General features: G+C 38.0%; 18 protein-coding genes and 1 pseudogene. 7 read left to right on the top strand and 12 right to left on the bottom strand.

Features of this window, described 5'->3' with window-relative positions; translation table 11 throughout:
- Positions 1-339: 339 nt before the first annotated feature.
- Both NSQ84_RS06505 and NSQ84_RS06500 read right to left on the bottom strand, forming a co-directional pair.
- Positions 340-2,325, bottom strand: a complete 1,986-nt coding sequence (locus NSQ84_RS06505) for a penicillin-binding transpeptidase domain-containing protein (RefSeq protein WP_066250824.1) — start codon at positions 2,323-2,325, stop codon at positions 340-342.
- A 48-nt stretch (positions 2,326-2,373) separates the two neighbouring features.
- The gene (locus tag NSQ84_RS06500) at positions 2,374-3,729 is read right to left on the bottom strand and encodes a TrkH family potassium uptake protein (RefSeq protein ID WP_066250816.1); all 1,356 of its coding nucleotides are present in this window, start codon (positions 3,727-3,729) and stop codon (positions 2,374-2,376) included.
- Positions 3,730-3,963: 234 nt separating this feature from the next.
- Between NSQ84_RS06500 and NSQ84_RS06495 the strand changes: the two genes are divergently transcribed.
- Positions 3,964-4,668, top strand: a complete 705-nt coding sequence (locus tag NSQ84_RS06495; RefSeq protein WP_066250820.1) for a DUF1836 domain-containing protein — start codon at positions 3,964-3,966, stop codon at positions 4,666-4,668.
- A 39-nt stretch (positions 4,669-4,707) separates the two neighbouring features.
- Here NSQ84_RS06495 and NSQ84_RS06490 read toward each other — a convergent pair whose 3' ends face one another.
- Complete coding sequence (locus tag NSQ84_RS06490; RefSeq protein ID WP_063389379.1) at positions 4,708-4,932, bottom strand: hypothetical protein; 225 nt, start codon at positions 4,930-4,932, stop codon at positions 4,708-4,710.
- Between the two features lie 82 nt (positions 4,933-5,014).
- Here NSQ84_RS06490 and NSQ84_RS06485 point away from each other — a divergent pair.
- Positions 5,015-5,563: pseudogene (locus NSQ84_RS06485) on the top strand (IS1595 family transposase); the annotation flags it as partial.
- Here the strand turns inward: NSQ84_RS06485 and NSQ84_RS06480 are convergent.
- The 4 genes from NSQ84_RS06480 to NSQ84_RS06465 all read right to left on the bottom strand — a co-directional run bounded on the left by NSQ84_RS06480 (position 5,535) and on the right by NSQ84_RS06465 (position 9,089).
- The gene (locus tag NSQ84_RS06480; protein ID WP_311067136.1) at positions 5,535-5,750 is read right to left on the bottom strand and encodes a DUF6366 family protein; all 216 of its coding nucleotides are present in this window, start codon (positions 5,748-5,750) and stop codon (positions 5,535-5,537) included. The pseudogene NSQ84_RS06485 and the gene NSQ84_RS06480 overlap by 29 nt on opposite strands.
- 345 nt (positions 5,751-6,095) lie before the next feature.
- A complete protein-coding gene (locus tag NSQ84_RS06475; protein ID WP_339212436.1) occupies positions 6,096-6,986 on the bottom strand; it encodes a glycine betaine ABC transporter substrate-binding protein in 891 nt (296 codons plus the stop codon).
- Between the two features lie 50 nt (positions 6,987-7,036).
- Entirely contained in the window at positions 7,037-7,897 is an 861-nt protein-coding gene (locus NSQ84_RS06470; RefSeq protein ID WP_277986810.1) for a proline/glycine betaine ABC transporter permease, read from the bottom strand.
- Positions 7,887-9,089: a glycine betaine/L-proline ABC transporter ATP-binding protein gene (locus tag NSQ84_RS06465; RefSeq protein WP_063389382.1), complete on the bottom strand. Its 1,203-nt coding sequence runs from the start codon at positions 9,087-9,089 to the stop codon at positions 7,887-7,889. The genes NSQ84_RS06470 and NSQ84_RS06465 overlap by 11 nt, the downstream gene beginning before the upstream one ends.
- Positions 9,090-9,462: 373 nt before the next feature.
- On the opposite strand from NSQ84_RS06465, the gene NSQ84_RS06460 reads away from it, so the two are divergent.
- The 3 genes from NSQ84_RS06460 to NSQ84_RS06450 all read left to right on the top strand — a co-directional run bounded on the left by NSQ84_RS06460 (position 9,463) and on the right by NSQ84_RS06450 (position 11,008).
- Positions 9,463-9,657: an alpha/beta-type small acid-soluble spore protein gene (locus NSQ84_RS06460; protein WP_063389383.1), complete on the top strand. Its 195-nt coding sequence runs from the start codon at positions 9,463-9,465 to the stop codon at positions 9,655-9,657.
- A 175-nt stretch (positions 9,658-9,832) separates the two neighbouring features.
- Positions 9,833-10,000, top strand: coding sequence for a twin-arginine translocase TatA/TatE family subunit (locus NSQ84_RS06455; RefSeq protein WP_063389384.1), 168 nt, complete (start codon positions 9,833-9,835; stop codon positions 9,998-10,000).
- Between the two features lie 165 nt (positions 10,001-10,165).
- The gene (locus NSQ84_RS06450; RefSeq protein ID WP_066250830.1) at positions 10,166-11,008 is read left to right on the top strand and encodes a Ku protein; all 843 of its coding nucleotides are present in this window, start codon (positions 10,166-10,168) and stop codon (positions 11,006-11,008) included.
- On the opposite strand, the gene NSQ84_RS06445 is transcribed toward NSQ84_RS06450, so the two are convergent.
- The gene (locus tag NSQ84_RS06445) at positions 11,005-11,532 is read right to left on the bottom strand and encodes an HAD family hydrolase (protein WP_063389386.1); all 528 of its coding nucleotides are present in this window, start codon (positions 11,530-11,532) and stop codon (positions 11,005-11,007) included. The two genes, NSQ84_RS06450 and NSQ84_RS06445, sit on opposite strands and share 4 nt — an antisense overlap.
- A gap of 33 nt (positions 11,533-11,565) precedes the next feature.
- On the opposite strand from NSQ84_RS06445, the gene NSQ84_RS06440 reads away from it, so the two are divergent.
- Positions 11,566-13,365, top strand: coding sequence for a DNA ligase D (locus tag NSQ84_RS06440; protein ID WP_339212433.1), 1,800 nt, complete (start codon positions 11,566-11,568; stop codon positions 13,363-13,365).
- 75 nt (positions 13,366-13,440) lie between these two features.
- Positions 13,441-13,539, top strand: a complete 99-nt coding sequence (locus NSQ84_RS06435; protein WP_063389388.1) for a YjcZ family sporulation protein — start codon at positions 13,441-13,443, stop codon at positions 13,537-13,539.
- Positions 13,540-13,672: 133 nt separating this feature from the next.
- Here the strand turns inward: NSQ84_RS06435 and NSQ84_RS06430 are convergent, their stop codons facing one another.
- The 4 genes from NSQ84_RS06430 to NSQ84_RS06415 all read right to left on the bottom strand — a co-directional run bounded on the left by NSQ84_RS06430 (position 13,673) and on the right by NSQ84_RS06415 (position 19,594).
- Entirely contained in the window at positions 13,673-15,325 is a 1,653-nt protein-coding gene (locus NSQ84_RS06430) for an EAL domain-containing protein (RefSeq protein WP_339212430.1), read from the bottom strand.
- Between the two features lie 94 nt (positions 15,326-15,419).
- On the bottom strand, positions 15,420-15,881 hold the full coding sequence (locus tag NSQ84_RS06425; RefSeq protein WP_339212427.1) for a MarR family transcriptional regulator: 462 nt from the start codon (positions 15,879-15,881) through the stop codon (positions 15,420-15,422).
- A 210-nt stretch (positions 15,882-16,091) separates the two neighbouring features.
- Positions 16,092-17,819: a methyl-accepting chemotaxis protein gene (locus NSQ84_RS06420; RefSeq protein WP_063389391.1), complete on the bottom strand. Its 1,728-nt coding sequence runs from the start codon at positions 17,817-17,819 to the stop codon at positions 16,092-16,094.
- 419 nt (positions 17,820-18,238) lie between these two features.
- Complete coding sequence (locus NSQ84_RS06415; protein WP_066250843.1) at positions 18,239-19,594, bottom strand: aspartate kinase; 1,356 nt, start codon at positions 19,592-19,594, stop codon at positions 18,239-18,241.
- Between the last annotated feature and the right edge of the window lie 419 nt (positions 19,595-20,013).

Here is a 20,013-nt window from a genome sequence, read left to right as displayed (position 1 = left end):
CTGTTTCTATAAAAGATGGAAAAAGGGATGTGCTTCCATATGGATGCCCGATCGTCAATGCTTAAGTTTTTTCTTGCTCCGCAAGGGTATTTTGTGCTTCTTTTATAACGGGTTAAGCGGCAATTTTGATGCTTTATACTTCAAGCTATTCGGCAATTTTGGACCGTTTTCTGTTTTGCAGCTAAAAAAAGTGATGATTTAGCACTTTGTTTGCATAAAAAAAGAACCGCTCTTATTTGGCGTAATTTCGTAAAACTGCCAAACAATGAAAGAAGCGATTCATGACAACACTGAAATTCGTTTATTCTATTCATCTTCGCAATGGATGGTTGACCTTTTTTACTTTCTAGCTTTGAAAATATTTTTTACTTTTGAAACCACGTAATGGCTTCCTCCGCGATCTTCAACACGTTCAATCATCATCGTTATTAAAAGATCTTTTTTATCCGCATCAACAGCAACAAACCAACCGTTTTCCTGACCTTTTTCTCCTTTTGCCGCTTTCAGCTCTGCCGTTCCTGTTTTTCCAGCCAGCTTCAATCCTGGAGTTCGAGGTTTATATGCCGTTCCGTTCGGATCCTCCACCACTTGAATCAAATCTTGAAAAATCAAATTCGCATGTTCCTTTGAAACAACATGGCTTTTCCAATTGGATGGTGTCTTCTCTTCTTCTTTTATTAATACGGGCTTAATCATGTTTCCGCCATTAATAAATACTGTAAAGGTGTATGCTAAATGCAGAGGAGTGATTTGAATTTGTCCCTGTCCATATCCAGAATCGGCTAAAAGTACTTCATTATCCATACCGTTATTTGCAATTTTCGATGTTTCAACAGGAAACGGAAAATCAATTTTTTCATGAAATGCAAAGGACTCTAGTCCTTTTATAAATTTTTCGGCTCCAATATTTAAAGCAGCCTGGGCGAAGTAAATATTATCTGAATAGGCAAGAGCAGCGCGCAAATCAACTTGTGTTGCAGGGGATGGAACCCGCTTAATATAATAATTGCCCCAGCTCCCGTCTTTTTGCCAAGTATCTTTTGGAATGGAAATCTTTTTATTCGGATCAATCGTTCCGGTATTGAGCCCAATCGCTGCTGTGAGCGGCTTTAAAACAGAACCAGGTGTATACAAATTTTTGAACTTAGCCATAAACGGTTTATTCGGATCATCTTTTTTCTTCTTGTATTCCGTCAGAAAATCGTTCGGATCATAGGACGGCGCACTGACCATAGCCAGAGTTTCTCCGGTTTTTGGATTGATTGCGACACTTGCACCTGAATCAGTTGATAATTCTTTGTAAATATTTTGCTGAAGATCAGCATCAATTGTAAGGTAAATATCGTTTCCGTTCTCAGCTTCTTTTTTGGCGATCACTTCATCTGTTCCTTTTACTTTGATGATCCAGCCTGTCGTTCCGTGCAGCTCATCTTCAAAAACTTGCTCCAATCCAGCTGCGCCAATTTGCTCAGAAGAGCTGTACCCTTTTTCCTCATATTTCTCAAGCTCTTCTTTATACATTGACCGCAAATAGCCAGTCAAGTGGGCAGCGCTCTCGCCAAAAGGATACATTCTTCCCGTTACATTTTTTTTCTTAACGGAAGGAATGGCTAAAAGTTTGTTGACAAGCTCTGTATCAGCCGGATTTACGATTTTCAGCGGGACGAATGAGTCCTCCTTCACCCAGCCTTGGGATAATTTTCTCTCAATTTCCTCCTTGGAAACTTCAAGAAGCTTCGCTGTTTGTTCCAAAATGGTTTCTTTTTGCTCCTTCATTTCTCCCGGTACTACACCGATTTCAAACAACAGGCCATTGATGGCAAGTCCTTTTCCATTTCGGTCAAAAATCTCCCCTCTTTCCGGCTCGATAGGCTGGATGGAAATTTCTTCTCCCTCATCAAGCTGAGGAAAAATAAAGGAAGGATTCCATTCAATTCGCCAATCGTTTCCATTATCTGTTTCTTCTTTTTTTAAAACGGCTTTGTTTTCAAAGCTTATTTTCCCCGCTAATGTTTCCATTGAAACAGCAAATGGGAATGTAATATTTCCGTTTTTATCAGGCTTTATTTCTTCTTTCGGTTTCTTAAAGTCGATTTTCAGCTGTTTCACACCTGAATCTTGATAAATTTTTTCATAGCGGGAAACAAATTCGTCTTTTTTGATATTTTTTTTCACATTGGCAGTCAATTGGTCATACATTTCCGAAAAATTTTGGTCTCTCCAATTGGCAACAAAGTCTGCAAAACGATCCTCCGGCTCTGGATCTTTAGAACATCCCGAAAAAAGCACCAGCACGACAAAAACACTAAAAAAAAGCTTTCGAATCCGCACAAAAATTCCCCCTCTCCCCTATGATTTTATGACAATTCTTTTTTATCCAATAATTACCCGCTCTTTTGGATAATGATAATTGGCTTCCTTCCTCTGTTTTCCAATTAAAAAAATAAACGATAAAATGCCGATCCGACCAATAAACATCATGATCATGATTATGATTTTTCCGATCGGACTAAGTTCAGATGTAATGCCAAGCGAAAGCCCTGTTGTTCCAAAGGCTGAACAAACTTCAAAGATAATTTCCATTAACGTAAACCGTTCTGTTGCAGATAATATGACAATCGAAGTTAAGCACAAAATAACAGAAACTGTCATAACGGCAATTGATTTTTTTATATCATCTGGGTGTATTTCCCGTTTAAATACTTTCACCGTGCTGGAGCCTTTCGCAAAATGAAAGGCAACTAGCAAAATGACTGCAACGGTAGTCGTTCTGACACCGCCACCCACAGAGCTTGGCGAAGCACCTATAAACATAAATATGGACATAATCAGCAAAGTCGTCTCGCTGAACATGCTGACATCCATTGTATAAAGCCCTGTGCTCCTTGTGGTAGCTGATTGAAACAGAGCATAGAAGAAAGATTCGAGAAAACTTTTATCAGATAAATAATTGCTTGATTCTATTAGATAGATCAGGATTGTTCCAATAACGACCAATGCGAAAAAAGTCACAGTTGTCAATTTTGTGTACAAAGAAAACCGGTATGTCCTTTTTGTTCCAATTGTCAAAATAAAGTTTTTTGTCTCAATCAAAACTGGAAATCCGATAGCTCCCAGCGTCATTAAAATAATATGAACCATTTGGACAAAATAATCATGTGCAAAAGGTACAAGCGACGAACCGCTTATATCAAAGCCGGCATTCGTTGTGGCGCTGATGGCAGAAAACATGCCATGCAAATAAGCTTCCTTCCATTCCGGAAAATATTTTAAATAATATGTGCCTAATATGATGGTGCCGATCAGTTCAATAATCAAAATCATCAACATAATTTGCCTCATTAAATTTACAATGCCGGACAAATTCAATTGATTTTGATCAACCATGATCAACTGACGTTCCCTTAAGCCTATTTTTTTGCCTAAAACGAACCAAAACAATGTGCCCAACGTCATGATGCCGATGCCGCCAATTTGGAGAACAATCATTAAAATAAAAATCCCCGGAACGGTAAACGTATCAATGATTGAAACAGTTGTCAGCCCTGTTACACTTACTGCACTAACAGCAGTAAACAATGCATCCAAAAACGTCCATTCGGCATCCGGTTTGTGAACAAACGGCAAACTGAGCAAAATGACCGCAACAGTGATAGCTAAAAAATAAAAAATAGCAAGCATCTGAGCTGGTGATAGTGAAACTAATCGATTACGAATATTTACTAGCATCCTTGTTCAATCCTTTTTTTTACTGCTCATACTATCATAAAGAAAGTACAAGTTTTTTTAAAGAGGTTTTTCCAATTTTGATCATCGAAACTGAAAAATTTGTTATTGTGCCAATTTCTACAAATTCATACTCAAGAAAAATTTATCTGAACTTATTAATTCCATATAAAATGCTTGTTTTTTTATATCTTTTTATTAAAAATAAGGGTAGGCTGTTTAATAAAGGGGGATGTTATGGGAAAAATTCAATTGCGTCGTTCCGTTATGGTTCAATTATTACTATCTTTAAAAGGAATACACGAATTATCCCCTGAAGAAGTGATGAAACAACAATTGCCCTCTGATCAAACAAACCAAATACCTGGCTTCATCAAAAAATTGAGCAAACAAAGAGACAAAGGAGAGCTTGGACTGTCAACGAATGAAATCGTCATCTTAGGAAATTTTTGCGAACTAACTTCCTTGAAATCAACTTCCGTTCAAAATTGGGTCAAGCGTGATATAAAAGAAATCATCGGTCCTCCTGAACTTGGAAAAAAATATTCGGTCGAACAAGCTGCTTTATTGTTAATTGTAAAAGATTTAAAAACCATATTCGACTTTGAAACTGTCCGTTCCTTATTGATGAAAGTTTTTAATACGATTTCCGACCGGAATGATGATTTAATCAGTCCGTTAATGTTTTATAAATTATATACAGATGTGTTGGAACAAGTAAAAAATGTCGAGATCGACAACAACCGGCAGTTTGAAAAAAAACTTTTCGTACAAACAAAAAGGCTTCTTCAAAAGCAAACTTCTTTATCGGAAGCTCAAATCGACAGCATTTGCCATGTGACGGTTGCTGCGGTATTGGCTGTTTTAACGTATCATTTTCAAACAAGGGCAAAAGCGTTCATTGATAAAGAAAGCGAATCGAAAAAAATAGATAATAACTAACTTTTAGATCGGGAATTGCGGTTGTGCAATTCCCGAACGTTATTTTCGGGCTTGACTACTTTTAGCCGAACCTTTTATGTAAAATTCGAGAGCCCTCATGTCTTCAAGCAATTCCTTTTTCATTCGTTCAAAAGCTGTATAACGTTCGTATGTAAAATCCATTTTTTCTTCCATCATCTTGACCATTTCATGAAAATGGTTTGAAATTCTTTGTAAGCTATTTTCCATCATGTTAAGATAAACATCATTTTTTTGATGATTCAAATAAGTCCCCTCCTTATAGCAGCCAATACCTATATAATAACAAAGAAACGGCAAAGGGCAACATTTTTAAGGGAGCGTGAAATCACATAGAAAAGTTAAGAAATGTGGCAAGAAAGATAAGAAAAGAGGGATTTCTAATTTTACAATTGCAGTTGTCGCAGCACAAGATAGAAATGGCAATATGATTGCTCGAAAAACAGGAACAGGGCGTGTTAAAGCCGAAGAAATTGAACTGTGATAGGTGAGTTTATTCACCTTCCGCTTTGCTATGCACTGATACAGCAACGAATTATAAGAAGCTTGCCAAATTGAAGGGGGTGTTGGTCAATGAACGCCAAATGCAACGTGTTAAGGAAGGAATTTATCATATTCAACACGTTAACAATTTCCACAATCGCTTGAAAAGTTGGGTGGAAAGGTTCTAAAGGGTTGGAACTCGTTATTTGGATCACTGCCTTTATTAGTTCCGTTGATTAATAAAGAAAGGATTTAACATTTGATAAACGTGTTAGAGCAAATGCTTATTTCAGCTTGTCAAAAATCAAATTATACAACTGTGGAATTATTAAGAAATACTAATAAAAGACCTCAAAGCACTCTCCTTACTTTAAGAATATTGATGCGGCTATAAACCCTATTATGATCGCAAGGATAAGTATTCCAGTACCCTTCCAACCTAAACTAGCTACTAAATCAGCAAGGTTTCCAGTTTCAGCCCTATTAAACGCATCGTTTATATTTCCAGTTGGGTTTCGTATTAATTCTTCTCGTCTTTGTTTTTCTCGTCTTCTTCCAGGTGTTTCTTTGTCTTCGCTCATTATCACACCCCCATTTTTGTAATGCTAACATATGTTCTTCATACTCTTTACATAAATCTTACCTTAAGGTTTATAAGATGATTTTAACACATTATGGTAATTTAACAAATTTTCATATAAAAAAATCTTTTAGAGAACAGCCATTACTAAAAATAAACAATTGAAATGATCAAAACTAAAGGCGCTCCGGACCATGTAAAAATGATAAAAGGGGGTGTCTAATAAGTCGTTTTTACGGCTTATTGACGCCCCCATTAATGTGTTAGAAACGTTGATATATCGGTGTTTATGATTTTTTGTTTTCAATGGCGATTTGACTTTCTGTACAGCCCCTCTTAAAATAGATCATTCCACACCTTTTGTCCATTCTGCCACTTTACCTTGATTTGCTTCGACCCAATCTTCTGCTGCTTTAGCAGGATCACTGCCTTCTGAAATTTCCAACATGACTTGTTCAATATCTTCAGCAGTCCATGAGAATTGATCCAAAATTTTATATGCTTTCGGCATATCTTCTTTTAATCCCTTTCGAACGATTGTGGATATATGTTCTTCTTTCCCAAAGGAGCCTTTCGGATCTTCCAAAAATTTTAAGTCATATGCAGCAAATTTCCAATGCGGGGACCAGCCTGTAACGACAATTGGTTCTTTATTTTTATAAGCTTCCCCTAAAGCCGTTGCCATAGCTCCGCTTGAAGATGTTTGGACTTGCCAGCCTTTTAGGCTTTCATATGTTTTAACAGCGTTTTCCGCTGATTTTACAACGCCCGCTCCAGGTTCAATGCCTGTAATCGTTTTGTTTAATTTGCCAGCATATTGATCGAGCTCTTCAATTGATTGAATGTCCATATATTTCGGAACGACGAGCCCGATTTTCGCACCCTCCAAGTTTGGACCTAAATCCTCCAGCTGATCTTTATATTCTTCATATAAATCTCCGTGAGTAGCCGGCAGCCAGGCGGCAACCATGCCGTCTGCCTCACCTTTTGCAACAGATTCCCACATAACAGCATTATCAACAGGTGTAATGTCCACATCGAATCCTTGATCTTCTAAAACTTTTTTGATGACATGGGCGGAGGCGACTTCCGTATCCCATTCCACGTAAACCAATTTTATTTTTCCTTCATCTGCCGCCCCGCCTTCAGATCCCCCGTTTGATCCGCAGCCAGCCATTAAAAGCGACAAGGAAATTCCGGCAACAAGTCCTAGGCGTTTCCAAATTCGTTTAAACATAAATATCAAAACTCCTTTTTAATTTTTCAATTCGAAAAGAGACCAACTTGCTATACATGATCATGCTTCTTGTTCATGCTTTGAGTGAAGCGGTCGATAATGATGGCTAATATGACAATACCGATACCTGCAACAAATCCGGGACCAATTTGAGCGCGCTGCAAAGCGGATAACACGTTTCTTCCAAGACCCGGCGCTCCAATCATCGAGGCAATGACAACCATTGATAATGCCAGCATGACGGTTTGATTGATTCCGGCCATAATTGTGGCTCTCGCCATCGGCAGTTCTACTTTAAATAGTTTTTGAACTGCTGTGCTACCGAATGCATCAGAAGCTTCAATCAATTCTTTCGGCACCTGGCGAATTCCTAAATTCGTAAAACGAACGGTAGGAGGTGTCGCGAAAATTAATGATGCAAACACTCCCGGCACCATGCCGATGCCAAAAAAAGCAACGGCAGGTATTAAGTAGACAAATGCAGGCATCGTTTGCATAAAATCCAAGATAGGAGTAATCATTGCTTCCGCTGTTCTGCTTTTAGACATTAAAATACCTATTGGAATACCGATGATGACGGATAATAAACTTGCGATCAAAACTAAAGTAAATGTACTTATTAAATGATCCCAAAGCTCTTGGTTGTAAATAAACCAAAGGCCGACGATGGAAAATGCCGGCAGGCCAAACTTTTTTCCGCTTATAAAAAAGGCAATAACGGCAACGATCAATATGACTAGAACAGGCGGCACAGCCCCCAACAAATCCGCCACATATTCCATTAAATCCTCAAAATATTTTTTTAACGGATCAAACAAAAACGAAAAAGAATTTGTCACCCAGTCCGTAAATTGTTTGATCTTTTCCGCAACTGGAATTTTCGGAACAAAATCCAACACATTATTCAGCACTGTTTGTGCTCACCTCGCTTTCACCTGCAAGAGCCGCGATGACTGACCCGCGAACGATGATCCCTATTAATTTTTCCTTTTCGACTACTGCTACTGGTATCGGCGAGTCGTGGATGACCGTAAAAATATCATACATTGGAGTGTCCTTTTCAACCTTCGGAACATTTGTCCGCAATATTTCTTCAATATCACGAACATCTTTTTTTCTTGCTTCTGATGCATCATCAGCTGTTACATAACCTTTTAGATTCCGTTTGCTGTCAACAACGAAAATGGTGGATATCCCTTCTTCTCTCATTCTTTCCAATGCAACACGCGGTCCATGCTTTTCAATATTGATCGTTTCGGGCCGTTTCATAATATGCTGCGCCGTCAATATTTTCGATCTGTCTACATCTTCAACGAATTTTTCGACATAGTCGTTTGCCGGATTCATTAAAATCTCTTCGGGCGTACCGATTTGCACAATCGATCCGTCTTTCATTAAGGCAATCCGGTCTCCAAGCCGCAAAGCTTCATCTAAATCATGGGTAATAAATATAATGGTTTTCTTCATCGTCCCTTGAAGATCGAGCAATTCATCCTGCATTTCTTTTCGGATAAGCGGATCCAAGGCTGAAAAGGCCTCATCCATCAACAGCACTTCAGGATCATTTGCCAATGCTCTCGCAAGTCCTACGCGCTGCTGCATTCCGCCTGACAGCTGATTAGGCTTTTGCTCCAAATATTGTCCTAATCCGACCATTTCAAGCGCTTTGATTGCCTTCTCCCTTCGTTCTTCTTTTGGGACCTTTTGAATTTCAAGTCCGAATTCTGCATTTTCTAAAACCGTTCGGTGCGGAAATAGGGCAAATCGTTGAAAAACCATGCTGATTTTTTTTCTCCGCACCTCTCGCAATGATTTTTTATCCATTTTTGATAAATTGTCCCCATCGATAAAAATGCTTCCTTTAGTCGGTTCAATCAACCGGTTGAGCAATCTTATCAATGTTGATTTGCCGCTTCCAGACAACCCCATAATGACGAAAATTTCTCCAGCCTCAACGGAAAAGGAAGCGCGATTCACTCCCACTGTATGTCCGGTTTTTTGTAAAATTTCATGCTTTGAAAATCCTTCATCTAATAGCTTCAATGCTTGAGCGGGGTTTTTACCAAAAATTTTTGTTAAATTTTTCACCTCAATGATCGGCATTTTTCCACCCCTTTTTCTAAAATTCAATACTTTCAAAATAATACGCCGATAAAATTGTCATACTAAGCTTTAATAGCTCATAATAAAAATATGTAAACCCGAACGATTCGTTGCTTTATAAGTATAACTAATTTTTCTTGATGGACACAAACGCGGTATATAGCGGATATCTCTTATATTTAATTATCAGTTTGTACTGAATAGTTTTTTTATATAGTTTTCTTACATTTCCTTTTATATGCTGGTAAATTCATACCAATATCAACATTTTACGGTCAACTACATTGTTTATTTTTAACCAACAAGTTCCACACATCAGATCACTTCTTTTTTGCAAACTATGCGTAAACAGGCAAAAAGGAGTTGAATTCGAATGGCAAGGCGAAATCAATTAATTGTTCCAGGAGTTGAACAAGCTCTTGAACAATTTAAAATGGAAATCGCGCAAGAGTTTGGTGTCCACCTTGGTTCAAATACTACCTCACGCGCAAACGGATCTGTTGGAGGAGAAATGACAAAGCGTTTAATTGCACAAGCTCAGGCTGATTTTAGCGGAAAACAGCCTTAAAATAGACTTTTGTAAATAATACAAACATTTTATCCTTTCCCATGTTCGTCCAAATGCTTCATTTTTCATATTGTTTAGGGTAAAATGATGTTGGATGATGTTTCATAAGTTTTATTTGTTCATGTTCCGATTGCATAACGGCATGAAATGGAACATTTTTTAGGAGGAATAGAACATGGGAATTGGTTGGACAGAATTTATTTTAATCATTTTCGTTGCACTTTTGCTTTTTGGACCGAGCAAGCTTCCGGAGCTTGGAAAAGCAGCAGGAAAAACGCTGCGGGAATTCAAGCTGGCTACAAAAGGAATTCTTGACGAAGAAGAAAAAAATGAAAAAAAATAATTGGTTCAACCGTAAAATCGGCAAATTGCCGATTTTTTCTTTTTTCGGAATTTGTATGAACCGTTTTTCGAGTATTTAACTTACATTTTTTAACACAAATCATTCTGATCCTTTCGCAAAAAATAAAGAGAAAGAAAAGGTAACTTACGGAAAGGCGGAATGAATATGCATACAATGTGGAAAGGTTCCATATCCTTCGGGCTCGTCAACATCCCGGTCAAACTGTTTTCTGCTACAGAAGACAAGGATATGAAATTTCGTCAGCTTCACAAAAAATGCCATACCCCAATTCAATACGCAAAACGTTGTCCAAACTGCGACGAAGAAGTTGGCAACGATGACATTGTGAAAGGGTTCGAATATGTACAAGGCAAATTCATTATTTTAACAGATGAGGAATTAGCAGCTCTGAAGGAAGAAAATGAAGACAAAACGGTTGAAATCGTCGATTTCGTGAATTTGCCGGAAATTGATCCGATTTATTTTAACCGGTCATATTATATCGGTCCAGGCGAAAACGGACAAAAAGTGTATGCATTGCTTCGTGAAGCATTGAAACAATCAGGGAAGATTGGAATTGGAAAGATTTCAATGCGCTCTAAACAACAATTGGCTGTCATCCGGACATATGAGGACGTCATTTTAATGGAAACGATTCATTATCCAGATGAAGTGCGAAACGCCCGTGACGTTCCCGGGGTTCCTCAAAATACCAATATTGAAAAAAAAGAGCTGGACGCTGCCATGCTGCTTATCGATCAGCTGACAACAACGTTCCAACCGGAGAAATATCAAGATGAATACCGTTTGCGGATTCAAGAAAAAATTGAAGAAAAAGTACAGCAAAACGAAACAAAAACGGCTGAACCGTCTCCAAAAAAGAACGTAGTCGATTTAATGAGTGCGCTTGAGGCAAGCATCGAACGCTCAAAATCATTAAATAAAAAGGGAGAAGAAAAAAGCGGAGCAGCAGGCAAAAAAACGAAAACGACCCGCAAAAAAGCTTAGCTTTGCCGGACAATAAAGCGGGCGGCCGACAGCAAATCCGGAAAATGAAAATCAGCTATTTTTTCTTGATGGCGGCTGCCTACTAATATCGTTTTAGCTCCTGCAGCCTTTCCGGCAGCGATATCTACTTCACGATCGCCAATCATATAACTGTTCTCTATATTGATGTTATATTTCTTTGCCAAATCAACAATCATCTTTGGCTCCGGCTTACGGCAGGCGCAGCCTTCTTTAGGTGCGTGGGGACAATAGGCAACCTCTTTAATCGTTCCGCCTTTTTTTTCAATTTCACGAACCATTTTTTCATGGATTTTGTGGAGCATTTTTTCTGACATGTATCCTAATCCGATTCCGCCCTGATTTGTGACAACGAAAACGTCAAAATTGGATCTGTTCAAAAGCGCAACAGCTTCAGCTGCTCCTTTTAACAAATAAAAATCTTCAGGCTTATTTACGAAACGGACACGATTGGTCATCACTTCATTTACAACGCCGTCTCTGTCTAAAAAAACTGCATTTTTCACAAATCTATCCTCCAATCTTTAAGGGTGAACACTATGCAACCGATGATGCCGACATTATCTTTCCATATTCCGGAAGGGGAGCAATGGCTATATGAGCCAAAATATGATGGTTTTCGCGCGATATTGCAAGCTGACGAAGACCGTATTTCTCTCATGAGCCGAAATGGAAACGATTTATCCCCATCGTTCCCGGAAATTAAACATTTTATCGAAAGAAAAATAGAAAAATGGCGTCCTTTTTTTCCGCTTGTTTTGGACGGAGAGCTTGTTATGCTCAAAACAGCTTTTTCCGCTGATGTTGCCTCTTTAAAAAGAAAATGGAAAAGAAAAAGCGATGAAACGACCGAAGCATATCAGCTTCTCGTTTTCGATATACTTTTGCTGCAAGGAGAGGATATAACAAAAAAACCCCTTTCCAACCGAAAAGAACTACTATCCTCCGTATTTAAACAACTCGGTTTACCGCTGCATGTTAGTCCAGAGAATCCGATCCCGATCCAAATGATTCAAGCATATCATCAGTTTTCCCAATTATGGGAAAAAATTGTCCAGCATGAAGGAGAAGGCGTTGTTTGCAAACATATGTTAAGCACATATGAGAACAAGAAAAGAACATCACAATGGCTGAAAATCAAAAACTTTAAAGAAGCGCTCTTTTTTGTCACTGGATTTGATTCAAACAACGGCTACATACATATTTCTGTTCATCATAAAGGAGCAATTGTGCAAGCCGGCGTTTTTTCTCACGGTATGCCTGACAACCAAAAACAAGCGTTGTTGGAGATTATAAAAAAGAAAGGAAAAAAGGAAAACCACCTATATACTATAGAGCCGGCCATTTGCATGAAAGTACGGTTTCTTTCCATTGACAGCGGCAGTTTAAGAGAACCTTCTTTCCATTCCTTTGCATTGGAACATGATTGGACAGACTGCACTTTTTTGCAGCTGAAAATGGCTGAAGCCAATGTCAAAGATGTGGCTGTCACACATATTGAAAAACCTCTTTGGCCGAAATATGATATACAAAAACAAGATTTTTTGCTTTATTTATTGGAAATATCCGATTATATGCTTCCATTTTTAAAAGACCGCCCCTTAACGGTGATCCGCTATCCGCACGGTTTGTTGGGAGAAGCATTTTTTCAAAAAAATTGTCCTGATTATGCCCCGGAATTTATTCAGACAAAAACAATCGACGGGATTCATTATATCATTTGCAATGATAAAAAAACGCTTATGTGGCTTGGCAACCAGCTCGCAATTGAATTTCATATCCCCTTTAATACGTGGAAGGAAAAACAGCCGGCGGAAATTGTATTTGATTTAGATCCGCCGTCAAAAAACGAATTTCATTTGGCTATCTATGCTGCAAACAAGCTGAAGGAATGTTTAGATCGGTTTGAGATTGCCTCCTTTCCAAAGCTTTCCGGAAACAAAGGAATTCAAGTTCATATTCCGATCGGCACCAATATTTTCTCATATGAGGAAACGAGGCGGTTTACGTCTTTTTTCGCTAATTATTTAGCCGAACAGCATCCGAACGAATTTACGATTGAACGCTTGAAGAAAAAACGGGGCAGCCGCCTTTATATTGACTTTTTACAGCATGCAGAGGGAAAAACGATCATTTCACCTTATTCCGTCAGAGGAGTCGAAAATGGAACGGTTGCCGCTCCGCTTCATTGGAATGAAGTCAATGAACAGCTTGATGCCGAATCTTTTACAATGGACTACTGCATCAACAGGGTAAAATCAGGTATTTGTCCAATGAAACATTATTTTTCCATCGATCAGCATGAAAAAATTAAAGCCATCGTCGAGCATTTATTATGAAAACCGCCTATACAACTTGAGCTTCTTCAGCATAGTTTATAACTGAAATAAAACATTTCACAAGGAGGTTTTCATATGTCTGGAGTATCTGGAGGATACGGCGGAGGCTTTGCGTTAATCGTCGTTCTGTTCATTCTTCTCATTATTGTCGGAGCATCTTGGTGGGGATGGTAAATATTACATTTCGGCTTTTTCAAAAAAGCCAGAGCTAATTCGTTCGTTGAAACCGGCAAAATTGCCGGTTTCACCTGTTAAAAGCAGAATGTTTTTTTAAGAGCAATCAATCGAAGTCCGACGATCAAGATTTTCAAATGAACAATTGCTTTTTCTTTTCAGGCCAATTTTGCAAAAGTTGGAATGCTTCATCAGATGAAACAGGCTTGCTGAAATAAAAACCTTGCATTTGAAAACAATGGTGGCGATTCAGAAAAAATACTTGTTCTTTTTTTTCGACGCCTTCCGCTACAATGGAAAGCTTCAAATTTTGCGCTAGAGCAATGATCGTTTTTACAACGACATTATGGTCGTGCTCTAAATAAATGTTTTGAATAAAAGAACGGTCAATTTTAATTTTATCCAGCTTCAGCTTCGTTAAATAACTGAGCGAACTATAGCCAGTTCCGAAATCATCGATGCTCAAACCTATATTTAGTTTCTTTAACTTGCGGATGATTTCCAAAAACCATTCAAAATTGTACATTGGGACGGTTTCGGTAAATTCAAGCTCAAAGCATTCAGGCGGAATTTCATACATCGTCAAGTAATCCGTAATCATTTTCACAACATCATGCTGGTAAAATTGTTTAATAGATAAATTGACACTGATTTTCAAGTCACGGAAGCCCTTATCTCTCCATTCCTTTAATTGCTGGCAAGCTTTTTCCATGCTCCATTTGCCGATTTCTACGATAAGCCCTGTATCTTCCGCAATCGGTATAAATTCTGAAGGGGGAATCATCCCAAGCTCTTTATGTTTCCATCTGAGCAGCACTTCAAAGCCGGTAATTTTTTTTTCTTTTGTATCGACGATCGGTTGATAATATAAACATAAATCTCTTTTTTTCACAGCTTTGTAAAGCTCATTTTCTATAAAAATTCTTCGTTCGATCGATTTGCTGTTATGATTATTAAATTGGGCAATGCGCTCGTTTTTTTCTTTCCCCATTTTGATAGCAATTTCACTATTTTTAATTAAAGTTTTCGGCGTTCTTCCATGAACCGGGTAAAACACGATGCCAATGCTATAATCGTAATAAATTTCCAAATCGTTGATGACAAGTATATCTTCCAGCTTATTGATACGATGCACAATATCACGAATCATCTCATCTTTATTTACAACATTGTAAACAATAACTAAAAACTCGTCATTTGACAGACGACCTATAAAGTATGTATCGGGAAAAATATTTCTTAACTGCCTTGCAAATGACTTAATCACTTCATTACTAATATCTTTCCCAAAAATTTCGTTTATGTATTTATAGCGGTTAATTTGAAACTTCACAACTGCAGCAGGATTTTTTTCTGTTTGGCATAAATACTCTAAACGGTTGAAAGTAGCTTGTTCATTTGGCAGCTTTGTCAAATCGTCAAATTGCGTTAAATATTGAATCTTCTCATCCGCTTCCTTTACTTTTGAAATATCTCTTATAATCAGCGCATAACCATAAAAAAAATTATTGCTATATAAAGGAAGGCATAAGATGGACGAAGGCGTTTCCTCAACAACTGCCTCAAAAGTTGCAGGTTCGCCGGTTATCCTCACCTGTTCAAAAAGATGCTGAATCTCTTTTCTGGATGAAGTATGAAAAAAATGATAAATCGAACCTTTCTTTTGCAAAAAATGCGCAGCCATTCGGTTGCCTTCCTTGACCAATCCTCTTGGATCACAAAAAACGATCATATCAGGGTGAAATTGAAAAATGAGGTCATAAAATTGTTGAAAAAGGCGATCCATTATTTTAACACTTCCTCAACTATGGGTTCTCATTTTTTATATCGGTATAAACATAGCTTTATTCAATAATTACATAGAATTTCATTCATAAAAATTATCGAAACAGCACACTATTGCTGGAGTCTGCAGCTTTTTTTAACAGTTCGATCAATTGCACTTGTTCTTCTTCGGATAGGCCGGAAAAAACTCTCGCCATCCTTAAGGCGCGGATCGGATAAATTTCATCAAAATATTGGCGCCCCTTCTCCGACAAATTTGCATAAACTGACCGTTTATCTTTCGGATTTTTTTCCCGATAAATCCATCCGTTTTTTTCAAGCTTGTCAATAACATAAGTTACATTACCGCTGACAAGCAATAGTTTTGACCCGATTTGCTGAAGTTTTTGCGGACCCTTTATGTACAGAAGCTCCAATACAGCATATTCGGTTGGATTCAAACCATGCTCCTTGCTGTCTCGATTGGCGTGTTCCGAAACGTTTTTATACGCTTTTGCAAGCGTATGAAACAAGTTTAAAGCCCTCTCCATTTCTTCTTGAGTATAGGAAAAAAACATTTCCAATCCCCTTTTCCTTTTTTTATTTTATAATGCTCATTTTAATGGAAAAAACAGTTTATGTAAACGCTGTCATTTTAAAAGTGTGCTCTACCAAACAGTCAGTCAAAATCTTTTCTTATCGAAAAAAATAAAAGCGTGCAGCAATATGCTTGCACGCTTTACAGTCCATTCATCCTTTTATTTTGTCATACGGTTCGTAAAAATTGATTATTGAACTTGAAACCTTTTCACTAAAGATTGCAAATCTCCAGCCAGATTTGACATGGATTCGGCATGTGAAGCAATGGTTGCCGCTGACTCATTTGCCGTTGCTGCTGAAGCTGATGTTTGTTCAATACCTGCAGCCGCCTCTTCCGAAATCGATGCGATGTTGGAAATCGAATCATTAATCGATTCGCTCGTTGATAACATGTCAGTTAAATCATTTTGAGCATTGTTGATTCTTTCGGAAATTTCTTTAATCGTTTCTTTAATTTGTTGAAATGCGGCACTCGTTTCGTTCATTGAATCCATTCCCGATTCTACTTGTTGAAATCCTAATTCAAAGCTTTTCGTCACTTTATTCGTCTCGCTATGGACTTCTTCCACGATTTTTTGAATATCCACAACGGAACTGGAAACTTGTTCAGCCAATTTTCTGACCTCGTCTGCAACTACTGCAAATCCTTTTCCATGTTCCCCCGCTCGAGCCGCTTCAATCGCTGCATTTAGCGCGAGCAAATTTGTTTGATCAGCTATAGATTGAATAACTTCAACGAGTTTGGAAATTTGTTTTGAGCGTTCATCAAGTTTTTTAATTTTTTTCATATTGCTTTGCATGCCTGTAAACATATAATCAAAAAGTTTTTTCGATTGATTCATCAGCTTGCTGCCATTGTCCGTCAACTCCAGCACTTCTCTCGATTTATCAAACATTTCTTTTCCATTCCTATGTATTTGATAAATCTTATCCATGTACATACCCATTGCTTCAGAAAGCTCTGAGGCAGAATTAGCTTGCGATTCTGCTCCAGCCGACAGCTCTTGCATCGTCGCAGCGATTTGGTTGCTTCCTTCTTTTAGCTCTTTAGAGGAAGAAAGCAAATCGCTGCTTTGTTTTGACATAGTATCTGAAGCATGATGAATGTCTTGCACGATCTTTCGAAGCTGATTCCCCATTTCGTTGACAGCTTCCATCAATTCGCCGATTTCATCCTTCGACTTTATTGATAACGGTTCCAACATTAGATTTCCCTTAGATATTTGCTCCATTTGGCCGGCGATTTTGATCAAAGGATTCGTAATGGAACGAGCCATTTTAAAGGACATGATGAAACCGATTAAAAGTATGGAGGCCAAAACAGCTAATATGATGATGATAGATAGATTGCTAAGTTGAATCATATTATTTCCGCTTTTGATTACATCGTTTTGCCGATCTGACGTCACTTTTTCAAATTCTTGAATAATCGTTTCCCCAAGCGGTTGTACACTTTCTTTCATTTGCTTTAAAGCATCATTCTTTTTCCCCATATCATAGTCGAATAAAACCTCGTGTCGGACAAGCAATTCCCATTGGTGGCATTTCGCAACTAAATCCTTCATTTGCTGTGAAGAATTCAATTTCAATAACTGCTTTTGAATCTCGCTGCTCTGTTTTGCCAATTCTTCGTATTTTTGACGAATGTCTCGGTCCCCATATAGAAGAAACTGGTTTATTAATGAAATGCGTTCTGCAATATTGTATCGCATTTTCTCGTTTTGGATCAGTCCTTCTACATCTTCCTTCATGATGCTTTCCGTATGATTTGTTAAATTTTTTAATACCCCAAAATTAATAACGGCCATTAAACATGTTAGCAGCATTAATATTCCAAAGCTTCTGAGCAGCCTTCTTCTCAATCCGCCTTGCTTTTTGGAAGTAGTGATCCTTGTCACTGTTTTATTCTTTTTCATATGATCTACGATCCCCTTCCCAAACCCCTTTTTTATTTATATCGGTGCAAAATTCATCATTTTTAAAGAATAGTAAAATCGACCTAGTTTCATCATCAATGCTTCAGACGACTAGCTTTTTAAGAGGCATACGACCGTTTACCATAACTTTTTCTGCAAAATCTTTTTTAATCCGCTTGAAACCGCATATGTAAAGCCGCCATATGTTTTTCAATAAATAGACTACCCTTTTAGAAAGCAAAAAGTAAAATCGCTCGTTTTTGAAATGGAGAATGAACTTGCTATTTTCAAAGAAAAAGCCACTCATTCATCAGAAAAAAAGTCCCGGATCTCCATAAATGTCTTACCTGTTCCAACAAAAAAACAGCCTGCAGACAGAAAATACATTTTGTCTGCAGGCGTGGACAATTTTGATTAAGTTATTTAGTCCCAAAAAACTCTTCATATAACGCTTTTACAGCTTTCTTTTCATCCGTTCCTTTTACGCCAAACATCATGCTCACTTCTGATGACCCTTGATTGATCATTTCAAGGTTCACACCGCTGTTTGCAAGCGCTGTTGCAGCTCTGGCCATCGTTCCAACATTTTTCCGCATTCCTTCGCCAACAATCATAATTACCGCTAAATCATAAGCAACTTCTATATTATCGACTTCCAGTTCCTTTTTGATCCGCTCTACAACTTTCCGTTCTGTTTCCGAATCAAACTGATCCTGGCGCAAAATGACAGAAATGTCATCAATTCCAGAAGGTGTATGTTCATATGACAGCCCAAAATCTTCTAAAATTTGCAACAATCTTCGGCCAAAACCGATTTCTCTGTTCATTAAATATTTATTGACATAAATGCTGCAAAAACCGGTATCACTAGCGATACCTACGACAGGACCGTTAGAATCTGTTCGTTCATGCACAATTTTTGTACCAGGAGCCGATGGATTATTGGTGTTTTTAATATTTACCGGGATTCCTGCACGGAATGCCGGAATAAGTGCTTCGTCATGAAATACTGCAAAGCCAGCGTAAGATAACTCACGCATTTCTTTATATGTAAGCTCCCGAATTTCTTTTGGATTTTCAACAAAATTTGGATTTACAGAATAGACCGCATCTACGTCCGTAAAGTTTTCATATATTTCCGCTCCGACCCCGTTGGCCAAAATAGAACCGGTTATATCGGAACCGCCACGTGAAAAGGTGACGAGCTTTCCGTCTTTTGAATAGCCGAAAAATCCAGGAAAAATCAGAATTCCTGAGCGATCACGAAGCTTTTTTAAATTTTCATAGGCTTCCGGCAGCACTTGTGCATTGCCTGGTTCATCGCTCACAATAAGCCCTGCTTCTTTAGGATTCACATAATGGGCTTCAACTCCGCGCGATTGAAAATACGCAGTGATCAGTTTTGCATTATTATCTTCACCGCTGGCCTTCACCGCATCCATAAAACGGGCAGGATTTGATTTGTCCCCATGTAAAATTTCTTGCAAATCAGCAGAAATTCGATCAATAATATCATTAGATAATCCTAATTCTTTAGCAATTTCAACATATCTGTTCACAACAGCTTCATATGTTTCCTTTACGCTGCCATTGTTCAAATATTCTTCCCCGCACTTTATTAATAAGTCGGTCACTTTCACATCTTCTTTAAATCTTTTGCCAGGAGCCGAAACAACGACAATTTTTCTTTTCGGATCAGATGTGACGATGTCGAACACTTTTTTAATTTGTTGTCCTGATGCAACGGACGTTCCACCAAATTTTACAACTTTCATATTTACTACAACCCCTACCAATAATCTAGCAAAATTTTAAAATTTTATAAATCTTATTATCTCTTTTATACATCATTGTTGCAAGCTTTTTTTCCATTATAGCATTGAACCATGTCAAAAAAATTTTACAATACAATGCCCTTTCCGAATACATGTAAACAAATAAAGTTGTGGTGCTTTACCGCTTTTATGCTTTGGCAGAAAAGATTCACTTTTTATACACCCTTTAATTATGATATTCGAGCTCCTTATCCCCATTCATTAGCAGGAATGCCATCCGTATATATAGACGGCAATGAGGAAAGATTCCAAATTGCCCAAACTCGTGCACAATCGAGCAAACGTTCCTGTAATTGATCATGAAATTTTTCTTGCGTTTTATCATAAAATTGATGGACCATTCGAATGCAAAAAACCGA

Source organism: Aeribacillus sp. FSL K6-3256 (genome assembly GCF_037965805.1).
Taxonomy (GTDB): Bacteria; Bacillota; Bacilli; order Bacillales; family Aeribacillaceae; genus Aeribacillus; species Aeribacillus composti.
Note: the sequence above shows the minus strand (reverse complement) of the source record. Positions and strands in the feature narration are given on the sequence as shown.

Excerpts from the sequence above, each read along its gene's own strand:
- NSQ84_RS06440 (WP_339212433.1), top strand. The coding sequence starts at position 11,566 with ATGCAACCGATGATGCCGACATTATCTTTCCATATTCCGGAAGGGGAG.
- NSQ84_RS06435 (WP_063389388.1), top strand. The coding sequence starts at position 13,441 with ATGTCTGGAGTATCTGGAGGATACGGCGGAGGCTTTGCGTTAATCGTC.
- NSQ84_RS06455 (WP_063389384.1), top strand. The coding sequence starts at position 9,833 with ATGGGAATTGGTTGGACAGAATTTATTTTAATCATTTTCGTTGCACTT.
- NSQ84_RS06420 (WP_063389391.1), bottom strand. The coding sequence starts at position 17,819 with ATGAAAAAGAATAAAACAGTGACAAGGATCACTACTTCCAAAAAGCAA.
- NSQ84_RS06475 (WP_339212436.1), bottom strand. The coding sequence starts at position 6,986 with ATGTTTAAACGAATTTGGAAACGCCTAGGACTTGTTGCCGGAATTTCC.
- NSQ84_RS06460 (WP_063389383.1), top strand. The coding sequence starts at position 9,463 with ATGGCAAGGCGAAATCAATTAATTGTTCCAGGAGTTGAACAAGCTCTT.
- NSQ84_RS06480 (WP_311067136.1), bottom strand. The coding sequence starts at position 5,750 with ATGAGCGAAGACAAAGAAACACCTGGAAGAAGACGAGAAAAACAAAGA.
- NSQ84_RS06415 (WP_066250843.1), bottom strand. The coding sequence starts at position 19,594 with ATGAAAGTTGTAAAATTTGGTGGAACGTCCGTTGCATCAGGACAACAA.
- NSQ84_RS06450 (WP_066250830.1), top strand. The coding sequence starts at position 10,166 with ATGCATACAATGTGGAAAGGTTCCATATCCTTCGGGCTCGTCAACATC.
- NSQ84_RS06430 (WP_339212430.1), bottom strand. The coding sequence starts at position 15,325 with ATGGATCGCCTTTTTCAACAATTTTATGACCTCATTTTTCAATTTCAC.
- NSQ84_RS06495 (WP_066250820.1), top strand. The coding sequence starts at position 3,964 with ATGGGAAAAATTCAATTGCGTCGTTCCGTTATGGTTCAATTATTACTA.
- NSQ84_RS06500 (WP_066250816.1), bottom strand. The coding sequence starts at position 3,729 with ATGCTAGTAAATATTCGTAATCGATTAGTTTCACTATCACCAGCTCAG.
- NSQ84_RS06425 (WP_339212427.1), bottom strand. The coding sequence starts at position 15,881 with ATGTTTTTTTCCTATACTCAAGAAGAAATGGAGAGGGCTTTAAACTTG.
- NSQ84_RS06465 (WP_063389382.1), bottom strand. The coding sequence starts at position 9,089 with ATGCCGATCATTGAGGTGAAAAATTTAACAAAAATTTTTGGTAAAAAC.